Below are 10353 nucleotides of genomic sequence, written 5' to 3'. Positions count from 1 at the left end.
AGGAGGTAGAACTGCAACAACGCGCGACCTCCTTCGACCAGGCACGCGCCGCGCTCGATGAAGCCCTCGCGTCGTCACGCCAGGCGGTCGCTGCCATGGAAGCCCAGATGCGCGCGCAGCTTCAGGAGTCCGGGCGCCTGCTCAGCGACTCCGAGGCCGAGGTGCGGCGCCTCCGAAAGACCCTCGACGAAGCGCTGGCCAGCAAGGAAGCCCTGCGCGAGAAGGCAGCGATGGAACTCGCCGCTAAGCAGCGAGCCGCGGAGGAAGCCGAGGAGCGCCATCTCTCGCAGGAACGCCGCCTCCTCTCCGAGCTCGATCGCGAGCGCGTGAACACGCGTCAAGCCAGCAGCGACCTCACCAAAGAACAAAAGGCCCGTGCTGGCGAAGCGGAGGCCGCTCGCACCGCTCTGGCGGTTGCACACAAGGCGCTGCAGGACGAGGAAGCCGGGCACCGGGACGTATCCGCTGCATGGTCGCGCCGGGTCCAAGAGGCCCAGATCGAGCTGGCCACCCTAAGGGAGCGAACCGCAAACGCGGAGAAGCGGGCAACTGACCTCGCCTCTCATGCTCTGCGCCAACAGGAACAGTCGGGGCGCGAGATCGCACAACTACAGGAGAGCCTGGCTTCGACGGCGACCGTGCTGCGCCGGTTCGAGGCCCACCACGAGGAAGGCCAAAAGGCACCGTCTGCCCGACGGCGAAAATCATCGAAGTGATTGTCCGTGATCGATGCACTGGAAGGGGCGCTGGCTGGGCGCTTAGGCGGAAGCACCGAGGGCAAGTGCCGGCGCGCGGACAGTTCGTCTAGACCGGTCTCGAGGCTCGGGCAATCGACGCTCGACCAGCGACTGCGCAGGGCATCGGCGGCATCGAGAAAGCAGGCGACGAACCGGCGCTCCGCCCATGGTTGCGCCAGCGCGATCATTCGCGCCCCATGCGCCTAGCCTTCCCTTGCGGCAACCTCTCTGGGCAGCAGACGAATCAGCCGCTGCGCGCGGTGCCTGAGGGCTCGTTCAGGTCTTCGCTGACTTCTTTGGCGCTGTCCTCGCGGCCTGCAGGGCCGCCGCCTGCGCTGCGTGCTTCTCGGCACGCGAGGGCCTGTGGGCCTTGCCAACCTTGGCCTTCTTGGCCTCCTTGGGCTCCTTTTGTTCCTTGGGCTTCTCCTTGGCCTGAGGGTGGTGCGTTCTCACCAGCTTGTCGACGGCCTTTGCCCTCGGCTGCTGCGCTTGCGCTTGGCGCTTCGCACGCTCCTCTTTGAGCAGGCGGCGCTCCTCGGCCAGCGCCTGTTCGGCTTCGGACGGCTCATGGTCCGCCCCCAGGGCGTGGACGCGGTCCTTCGTCGCCTTGTGAAGCATCGCGCCGTTCCTCGCGATGCGGTGGGTCAGCGATGCGATGCGAATGGGCATGTTGCGAACCTCCTGGTGGGTGGAAGCCCAATGTAGGCCAACGTGTCGCGTCCTGCCAATCGATTTGTACGGCTTCACCGCCGGCGGCGGCAGTGAATTCCTGATGCTGGAAAAGAAACTGTCGCCGATGCCGATGGGACCGAATGTTCAGAATGCGGAGAGTTGTTAGGCGAGCGGCGACGGTGCGCTACTGTCGGCTGCGGACGCAGGAGCGCATCCGAGTCCTGGGGTCTGTGGTGCAGTCACGCAGTCCGCGAGAGCAGCCGCACGGTCGCGCCGCTTGGTCGCGCCGTAGCGGATCTGTCGGTCCACAAGCGGCACGCCGTCTCGTCAACGCGGGCGCACCGACTCCGCGATGCTCAGCAGATTGACCGGCTTCACGAGAATGGCGCCGCTGCGCGGGCTGTCGATGTCGGCGATCAGCATGAACGCGATCGACATGACCAGCGGCAGCACAAGCAGCAGGGCGCGCTCCTCCTTCGGATCCTTCACGCCGTAGCCGACCAGCACATGGCAGCAGATCCCGATCGTCAGCATGAGGATCCATGCCGCGCTAGGAATGCGGTTCCACCAGGCGGCCTGCGTGTAGCCCTGCGCGTTCAAAACATCGTTCATGCCCATCGCCACAAGGGCCGTTGTCGGCGAAGGCGTCGCCGCGGCCGGCGCGGCGACCGCGGCCCACAGTTCCGCCTGCAACCGCGCGGTGCGGGCATTGATCGTCTTGAGTTCCTGCTCGTCGCGAGTCGTGTAATACAGGACGCGTTGATCGAAGTAGTCGGCCAGCAGGGCGCGAACCTTGGCGGCGTCGGGGCCGGGCAGCAGATCGGCGCGCAGGAATTCGGTGCCAATCGCGTTGGCCTCGGCCTCCTCGAGAGTCTTGCGCTGGTCGTAGCGGCTGACGGCCATGGAAAAGGAGAAGGCGATGATGAGCCCCAGCAGCGTCAGCGTGGCGGCCTGAATGACGCCGAAGTCGTCCCGAGTGCTGTCCTTGGGCGGCCACCATCTCCTGAACAGCAACGCGCCCGTCCAAACGGAGATCAGCAGAAGCAGAAAGGACAGCCCGAAGACGGCCAGCGGGTAGTCCGTCACCCTGGGCATGGACCCTCCATCGGTATCCAATCCCTCAAGGCCGCCGGCTCGTCGTCAGCCATGCGATTCGGCACAAGCGATCCTGTCGGTGTCCGCGGCATCGGCCGTTCCCGCGTCGCTGGCGATGATGATGCGGCCGAGACCTCGGCGTCGGCGGGATTCAATCGTCGTTCCGTACGCGCGGTCCATCGAGTTCGCTCAAACCAAGAGGCAGCCATTCACAGGGTCGGTAGCATCAGTGACGGGGGCAGCATAGAAAGTTGAGACCGCTTGGACCATCCAACCAAAGTTGGATCCGGTGGTTGGTCGCAGAGGCAGGGCGATCGCGCGCGTTCTTACACCGATCGACGCCTTGGTGTTTGGCGACACCACCCAATTCGTCGCGACATGGACTGATTGCCGAGAGCGGATCCCGGGATTCCAAGCGTAGCGCACCGTTGTGAGCGAAAGCTGCGCGTACCCAACAACGACAGTGGAGACAACATCTCCGGTTGTCGGCACTCAGCCGATAAGCTTCAATCCCGGTGGCAAAGCTTCGCCGAACACGCCGCGCTCTCCGGCTTCGTCGAGCGGAACGACTTCGCGCACGCGAGCGATCCATGCCGACGGAGCCCGATGGGCCTCGAGCCGCGAGATGACTCGTTCGCGCGCTTCGAGCGCCAGGTCGCGAGCGCGATCACCGCTCAGACGGGCCAGGTTGGCGGCGGCGGCAGCGGCCCCTTCGACGCGCTTCCAATCCAGCGCAAGGAGTGCGTCGAGCCAGACGGCGGCGCGGGCAGTGGGCACCACACCGTGCGCACTGCCGTAAAGGGGCGCGCGCGCGCCGATGCGGCCGATGGCCCATAGCGTCCAGATGTCGCGTGCCTGCGGATCGCTTGCGGCGCCCGGCCGCTGCAGGCGCTCGACGAGCCAGTCGCCGATCTCGACCTTGTGTTCGACCGGTATGCGTTCAAGCGAAGCGCCCATGCGCACCATGTCGTCCCAGCCCCCCTTGACGAGCCGCGGCGGTCGCTCGCGGATGCCCGCCTCTTCGCCCTGGAGGTTCATCGCGAAATCCTCGAGCAGGCGTTGCTGTGCCGCTTCTTCCAGGCCGCCGGCGACGCGGCGCCAGAGCGTCCACCATTCCGCGTTGACCTGGCGCTCGTGGCCATGCTGCACCCCCATCTCGAAGAGCGGCCACAGCTGCTCGATGCGCCAGGGGTCGAGCGCGTCTCCGAAACCCGGTCGCAGGCACCACCCGGCCAAGCTCAGCCATAGGCGCTCGTGGTCGGCCGAGCGGTGGCGGCCACGCGCGCGCTGCCACAGCACGTCGAACAGGGGACGCAGCAACGCAGTCGTCCACCGCTCGCGACTGCCGAGCAGGGCTTCGAGTTGCGTGCGCAATTGCTTGACGGCCTTGGGTCCCACCTGGCGGTCGCGCGCGCCGAAGACCCGCTCGATGCACTCGACCGCTTCGCCAAAGCGCGGTGGCAGTCCGGCCCCCGCGGATGCCGGGGCAGATGAATCGGCACGCAACTGGAATTCGAGCTTCCAGCGTTGCGCTGGGTCGATGGCGGAGATGCAGTGCATTTCGAGCGTGCCGACCTCGGTCAGCATCGCTGTCAGCTGCACCGGGATGTTGCGTCGCGCGCTGCCGCGGCCGGCCCGCACCACGGTGGCCACCGGTGGCAGCGGCTGCACATCGCGATCGTCGAGATCGATCAGGTCACCTGCCAGCGGCGTGGGCTGGCCTGCGGCATCGCCCGTGGTCGACACGAGGTGGAAGCGTACCGGTTCGCCTATGCGCAGCTCGAAGCTGCGGCCTTCAAGGCGGATCTCGCGGCCTTCTTCGCTGCCGTGCGGAAGCACGCAGACGGCTCGCCCCTTGCTGTCGTCGAGCGGCAGGAAGTAGCTACGCGCCGAGCCGGCGCTGATCTTCGGCGCCAAGCCGCGTCGCGCCAGCGCGTAGGCGACCGCGCCGCGCGCGACCGCAACGTCCGGGTCGACGTTCTGCAGTGCCTGCAGCGGTGCGCCCCGCCATGCGCCAAGCGTCGCATGCAGGCGCGCGGCGATTGCCTCGGCGCGAAACACGCCGCCGTTGAGCAGGAGTGCGTCGGGCCAGCCGGCCTCTGCGTTCTGCTGCAGAAAGCCGGCGATGTGGCGCGTCACCGCCGGGTCGCTCGCGTACGGCAGGCCGAACGCGACCAAGCCGCTGGAGCGCTCGCGCTTCGGCAGTTCGCCGGCGCTCACCGGCGGGAAAAAGCCATCGACCACGATGCGTTCGACCTCGTCGCGGCCCAGCGCCACCGAACGCGCGCCGCCGATCAGGCGCGAACCCTCGCCGAGCAGCGTTACCTGTGCGCTGGCCGGTGCATCGGCAGCAAGAAGTCGTTCCTTGGCGGAGCGGCAGCGTTCGACCAGCTGCGACAGCTGGCCTGCAGACAGGCGCGCCGCAGCCTGGCCCGCCGCTGCGTCCAGCCTGGATTCGGCCAAGTGCGCGAGTGCCAGGTCCATGTTGTCGCCGCCCAGCATCAGGTGGCGACCGACCGCGATGCGTTCGAGTCGCGGGTCGGCGCCATCCTTGTCGACGCGCACCAGGCTCAAGTCCGTGGTGCCGCCTCCGACATCGCAGACCAGCACCAGCCGCGTGCCCGCCAACTCCTTCGCAAGGGCATGGCGGTGCCGGAACAGCCAGTCGTACAGCGCAGCCTGAGGTTCTTCGAGCAAGCGCAGCTGGGGCAATCCGGCCTCGCGTGCGGCCTCGACGGTCAGTGCGCGTGCCGCGTCGTCGAACGAGGCCGGCACGGTCAGCACCAGTTCCTGGTGTTCGAGAAGGGCCTGTGGATAGCGGTGGTTCCAGGCCGCGCGCAGGTGCGCGAGGTAGCTCGCGCTTGCAGTGACCGGAGAGACCTTCGGTACATCTGCCGTCGCACCCCAAGGAAGGATGGGCGCCAACCGATCGACTGCCGCATGAGATAGCCAGCTCTTTGCGCTGGTCACGAGCCGCCCGGGCACCCGGGCGCCAAGCTGGCGCGCAAGGCTGCCGATCACCGCCGTATCACCGTTGCCGGCCGGCGCCCAAGGCAGTACCAGGTCACCTGGCGCCAGCTCGCCCGGCAGCGGGTGGTAACGCATCGACGGCAGCAGCGGCGGCGCCGCCACTTCGCCTGGCGCGACCAGTTGTTCGACGTTGAACAGGCGGATGGCGTCTTCCGCGACTTGGCCGTTCGCTGCCGCATAGGCGACCACCGTGTGCGTGGTGCCGAGGTCGATGCCGACCGTGTAGGTCGCAGTCATGCTGTTCCCAGAGATCGGCTCACCCTCCCGCGGCGTCCTGCGGGCGTTCGCCGCGCACGTCGAATTCGATCTTCCACCGCTCGCCGCCGCTGCGCGGCACGGCTTCGAGTTCGAGCGTGCCGGCCTCGGTGACCCGGGCGTGCAGGCGCACCGGCACTACTTCGCCGGGGCTGCGCCCCTCGGGTGGCAGCGTGGCCGAGATCGGAGCGAGTTCCTGCAGTTCGTCGGAGGTCCAGGCGTCCAGCAGCGTGCCCACGCCGTCATGACGCCGCACCGACGAGGCAAAGAAGCGAAAGTGAACTGGTTCGCCGATCACCAGACCGAGTTCGAGCGCCGGGAGTTCGGCTTCGGTGCCTTCCTCCATGCCGAATGGGGCCAAGCACAGGGCCTGCACTGGCGGCTCGATGCCTGGTACCGCGGGCATCGACGATTCAACACCGACGTAGTACGCGAACGCGGTGCCACCGCGAATCCGCACGCCGTGGCCATGCCGCACATAACCATAGTAGGCCGCGCCCCGGGCTACAGCGAGGTCGAGGTCGGCGCCGCTCAGCAGCCGCGCCGGTGCGGCGCCTTCAGCGGCGAGCCACCCGTTGATGGTCGCCAGCGTGCGGTCGGCCAGCAGCGGCGACTTGAAAACGCCGCCGTTGAACAGCACCGCCGTCGGGTGCAGGAAGCTGGCGCCCTCCACGCCGTGGCCGACGCGGTCGCCAAAGAACCCTTCCAACTCGGCGACCGCGCCGAGCTGCCGTCCGAGGAACGCCGCCAAGTGGCGGGTGACGGCCGCGTCTTGCGCATAGGGCAATCCCAACTGCGACAAGCCGACACGAACGCGACTCACGGGTCGCGCCGAGGCTTCGACCCGGGGGAAGAAACCATCCACGATCGTCGCGCCGACCTCGTCGCCCGTCAGCTCGGTGCGGATCGAGCCGCCGATCAGTTTACTGCCGCGGCTGGGCACGACGATGGGTTGCGCAGGTGCTGCGGTATCTCCAAGCAGTCGTTCCTTCGCGCTGCGGCAGGCGTAGGTCAGGGCGCGCAGTTGCCACGCGTCCAGCGTGGTGCCGGCCGTGGCCAGCTTGCGGGCGACGACATGCGCGAGCGTCAGGTCCATGTTGTCGCCGCCGAGCAGGATATGGTCGCCAACCGCGACGCGGTGCAGTTCGAGGTTGCCGTCGCGCTCGAGCACGGCGATCAGCGAGAAGTCGCTGGTGCCGCCGCCGACGTCGACCACCAGGATGATGTCGCCCGGCTTGACCTGCTTGCGCCAGCTGGCGGCGCTGGCCTCGATCCAGCTGTACAGCGCCGCTTGCGGCTCTTCGAGCAGCGTCAGGGAACTGCAGCCCGCGGCCTTGGCGGCTTCGACTGTCAGCTCGCGCGCGGCGGGGTCGAACGACGCCGGGATCGTCACAGTGACATCCTGCTCGACAAATGGCGCTTCAGGGTGCGCATGGTCCCAGGCGCTGCGCAGGTGCTCGAGGTAGCGAATCGAGGCATCGAGCGGCGACACCCGCGCCACCTCGGGCGGCGCATCGTGGGGCAGGATGGTGGCTCGCCGGTCCACGCCGGGGTGGCAAAGCCAGCTCTTCGCGCTCGAGACCAGCCGGATCGGGGTCGTCGCCCCGCGGCTGCGCGCCAGTTCGCCCACGGCATGACGGGCGTCCGCCGACCAGGGCAGCGTCAACTCACCCGCCGCCATTTCGTCTGCATGCGGCACGTACAGAAATGACGGCAACAGCGCTAGCGATTCGACCGCACCCGGGGCAGTCAGCTGTGGAATCGACAGCAGGTCGTGAACGGTGGCCTCGCCATCGCTGGCTGCGATGTCGATGTACGTCAGCGCACTGTGCGTGGTGCCCAGGTCGATGCCGATCGCGAAGCGTGGATTGCTCATAGTTCCACCTCCGCCGGCGCCACCACATGCGTATCGTGGCGCTCGGCCAGCTTGGGCAGCCGCACCTCTGTGACGCGCCAGCCCCGGTGCGTCAGGCTGCCGGAGAAGGGCGGCTGACCGACCACGTTGCCGGTCAGGCGCACCGCGGCGGCGTCGAAGCCCCTCTGCAGCGTGACGCGGGCGCCTTCGGCCTCGTCACGCACTGGCACGATGCTGAAGTGCTCGCGCAGCACCTTGGCGCAGCCTTCGTGCACCAGGCGTGCCGCCGCGCCGATCTGCGCGTCGGCATAGCCGCCAAGATCCTCACCCACAAAGTCGATCAGCCGCGCATCACGTTGCAGCAGCGCAAGCAGTTGCAGCGCGGCGTCGGGACTTGCTTCCTTCAACGCCGGCGGTTCAGGAAGCGGTGCGGCCGTGGGCGGAACCGGTGGCGGCGCTGCTGCGCCATGGCGCAGCGCGGCATACCGCGCGGCCAAATCGGCATCCGCCAACAAACCGAACAGGGCGCCGAACGCCATTGGAATGCGGCGCAACAGCGAGGGTTTGACGTTGCCGTCGGAAGAGGGTGCTTGCGAGTGGTTCATTGATTGCTCCAAGTCGCCAGCCGCGCGGACGCAGTCACGGGCGACGTTAGTCTGGCCCCATCTTGCTGACAAGGGACAGGGCGCGAACCGCTGGCGAGGTCAGGGGCGAACCCCGTGCTGCAGCGCAGCATTGTAAGGTCGCCACCAATGATTGCCGGTGCAGCACCCACGCCGTCCCCCGCACGAAGAACTGCGACTATCAAAACGAGGCAGGTGTTCGGCGCTCTGGGGCGAAGCGGCGCATTCAAGCCCTGAAGACGGCGAGTTTGCAACTGAGCCTGGAAGCGGACTCTGGACGTGAGAGCAGGCCGATCAAGCTCGTGCCATGCAGCAGGCCCTCAACTTCGGGTCAGGTCGTCATGTCCAGCCCCGCCGCGTGCGGGCCGGCATCCCTAGGACTTCGGTTCCACGTCGATGACGTTGTCCAAGCCAGCCTCTGCCACTTCCGCCGCCTGCTTGACGGCCAGTTGCATCCCTTCGGCGGCGCTGCTCGCACCTTCGACGGCAGTCTTCACAAGCGCCAAGGCGTGCTCCGATCCAGCGGGCACGCTCTTCGCAGCAGAGTCGACAGCCGCCAATAGCGTCTTGCGCGCCTCGGTGACACTCAATTCCGCAGCCTTGGAGAACTCGCCCCTTGTCGCGGCGACGATCTCGCGCACGTGGTGGGCATAGGCGGCGGCCTTGTCGCCCGCAGGCTTGAGCAAGCCCGACTGCAGCGCCACCAATTCCTGCGGATCCTTGATCGACAGCATGGCCAAGGCGGTTTCCCGCGCTTCGCCAATGAGGGTCTTGATGGTTTGCAGGTTCAGTTCTGCGAGTTTTTCGATTCCTTCGAACGCCTTGCCAGCAAGACGGAAGCAGGTCTCGATGCTGGATTCTTGCGCGGCTCTGAATTCGGCAGCAATAGTCATGTGAAACCTCGTGCAATGGTGGGTGGATGGGATTGAGTCGCTTGCTGCAGTGCAGCATTGCCCTCTAGCATGCACTGCTCCTGTGACAGATCGAGCGGCAATTTTGTAAGCGGCTGCTCAATTGCAGATTCCTTTGGTTACGAGCGTAAGGTTTCACATTCAGGAGCTCCTTCCTATACTCGCGCCCGTTTGGACCACGAGAGAGCACATGGCTGGAACCGGAACCTACGAACGAGACGACAAACGGGCACACACCGACCTGACGATCGAGGCGTTTGCTGCTGCACTCCTATCTCGGACCTCGGATGGGGCTGCCGCCCCTCACTGGCTCGGAATGAACGCGCTGGCCCAACAGGAGGCCTTGACCTCCCTGCGAGAGATGCACGCCCAATGGGTTGCCGACGAGCTGGCCGCGGCAGAGAGGCGTGCGCTGATCGGAATTTCGGCGCAACCCTGGACACCGCGGCGCCAGACCAGTCACATCAGATCAAGCCACCCTGACTGATCGTTCGTCGCTCTGTCCGCCGAGTGGGGCGGCAATTCGCGCATTGCGGCCTGTGCACCTACCCTCGCGCCAGGTCTCGCGAGTCTGAAGGGAGCGGTCGTACGCACACGCTCCATCGCAGCCCGCCCGACAGCAGCGGCGCCTTGCCCAACTCGCGGTGAAGCCAGCGTCATGGATACCCCTGGTTCCCTTCGTTGGTCGCCTCCGTGACTTCAACTCAGGCTGGGCGCGGCCATGCGGTGTCCGCGCGGTGACAGGATCGTCGGCAAGAATTGGGGTAAACCCTTATAATTACGCCACCATGAAGCACATGATCCATCGCGCGCTGGCCGCGCTGAAGCGCCCCTTTCAGACTGACAGCAATTTCGAAGATGCCTACCTCGCTGGCGCCGTCGACATCTACGACCTTGAGCGCCGTATGAGCGAGCTCGACAGGCGTGACACCCAGCGCCCGTTTCATCTGCAGCATTCGGTCTGAGTGCAGCGGCCCGCCCTGGCCGTCCATGCGCTATATCCGCGACTTTGCTTCAGTCCCTGGACGGTTCTGCTGCCCGCATTGACAGGCGCGGCTTTTGGGCATCGTTGCGGTCGTTCCTGCCGGTCTTCACGAACCGTGTGACGCACTGACTGTTCAGCCGATGCATCCAGTCCAGTGGCGCGCCTGCTGCACGCCTCCATGGCGACGTGA

General features: G+C 66.8%; 8 protein-coding genes. 2 read left to right on the top strand and 6 right to left on the bottom strand.

Annotation, left to right across the window (positions count from 1 at the left end; genetic code table 11):
- Positions 1 to 716 (top strand): coiled-coil domain-containing protein (locus tag QTH97_RS32535; protein WP_286572723.1); only part of this gene is annotated, 716 nt, incomplete at its 5' end.
- Positions 717 to 1013: 297 nt separating this feature from the next.
- Here the strand turns inward: QTH97_RS32535 and QTH97_RS32530 are convergent.
- The 6 genes from QTH97_RS32530 to QTH97_RS32505 form a co-directional block, all read right to left on the bottom strand.
- On the bottom strand, positions 1014 to 1406 hold the full coding sequence (locus tag QTH97_RS32530; RefSeq protein WP_286572722.1) for a hypothetical protein: 393 nt from the start codon (positions 1404 to 1406) through the stop codon (positions 1014 to 1016).
- A gap of 330 nt (positions 1407 to 1736) precedes the next feature.
- On the bottom strand, positions 1737 to 2504 hold the full coding sequence (locus QTH97_RS32525) for a bestrophin-like domain (RefSeq protein ID WP_286572721.1): 768 nt from the start codon (positions 2502 to 2504) through the stop codon (positions 1737 to 1739).
- 492 nt (positions 2505 to 2996) lie between these two features.
- On the bottom strand, positions 2997 to 5771 hold the full coding sequence (locus QTH97_RS32520) for an Hsp70 family protein (RefSeq protein WP_286572720.1): 2775 nt from the start codon (positions 5769 to 5771) through the stop codon (positions 2997 to 2999).
- Between the two features lie 19 nt (positions 5772 to 5790).
- The gene (locus QTH97_RS32515) at positions 5791 to 7665 is read right to left on the bottom strand and encodes an Hsp70 family protein (RefSeq protein ID WP_286572719.1); all 1875 of its coding nucleotides are present in this window, start codon (positions 7663 to 7665) and stop codon (positions 5791 to 5793) included.
- Positions 7662 to 8249: a DUF2760 domain-containing protein gene (locus QTH97_RS32510; protein WP_286572718.1), complete on the bottom strand. Its 588-nt coding sequence runs from the start codon at positions 8247 to 8249 to the stop codon at positions 7662 to 7664. Before QTH97_RS32510 ends, QTH97_RS32515 begins: the two co-directional genes overlap by 4 nt.
- 392 nt (positions 8250 to 8641) lie before the next feature.
- Positions 8642 to 9160: a phasin family protein gene (locus QTH97_RS32505; protein ID WP_286572717.1), complete on the bottom strand. Its 519-nt coding sequence runs from the start codon at positions 9158 to 9160 to the stop codon at positions 8642 to 8644.
- Positions 9161 to 9966: 806 nt separating this feature from the next.
- On the opposite strand from QTH97_RS32505, the gene QTH97_RS32500 reads away from it, so the two are divergent.
- Entirely contained in the window at positions 9967 to 10143 is a 177-nt protein-coding gene (locus QTH97_RS32500; RefSeq protein WP_286572716.1) for a DUF3563 family protein, read from the top strand.
- Positions 10144 to 10353 lie beyond the last annotated feature (210 nt).

The organism is Variovorax gracilis, from assembly GCF_030317115.1.
GTDB lineage: Bacteria > Pseudomonadota > Gammaproteobacteria > Burkholderiales > Burkholderiaceae_C > Variovorax > Variovorax gracilis.
This window is presented reverse-complemented; position numbering and strand designations above follow the sequence as displayed.

Excerpts from the sequence above, each read along its gene's own strand:
- QTH97_RS32515 (WP_286572719.1), bottom strand. The coding sequence starts at position 7,665 with ATGAGCAATCCACGCTTCGCGATCGGCATCGACCTGGGCACCACGCAC.
- QTH97_RS32520 (WP_286572720.1), bottom strand. The coding sequence starts at position 5,771 with ATGACTGCGACCTACACGGTCGGCATCGACCTCGGCACCACGCACACG.
- QTH97_RS32510 (WP_286572718.1), bottom strand. The coding sequence starts at position 8,249 with ATGAACCACTCGCAAGCACCCTCTTCCGACGGCAACGTCAAACCCTCG.
- QTH97_RS32505 (WP_286572717.1), bottom strand. The coding sequence starts at position 9,160 with ATGACTATTGCTGCCGAATTCAGAGCCGCGCAAGAATCCAGCATCGAG.
- QTH97_RS32500 (WP_286572716.1), top strand. The coding sequence starts at position 9,967 with ATGAAGCACATGATCCATCGCGCGCTGGCCGCGCTGAAGCGCCCCTTT.
- QTH97_RS32525 (WP_286572721.1), bottom strand. The coding sequence starts at position 2,504 with ATGCCCAGGGTGACGGACTACCCGCTGGCCGTCTTCGGGCTGTCCTTT.
- QTH97_RS32530 (WP_286572722.1), bottom strand. The coding sequence starts at position 1,406 with ATGCCCATTCGCATCGCATCGCTGACCCACCGCATCGCGAGGAACGGC.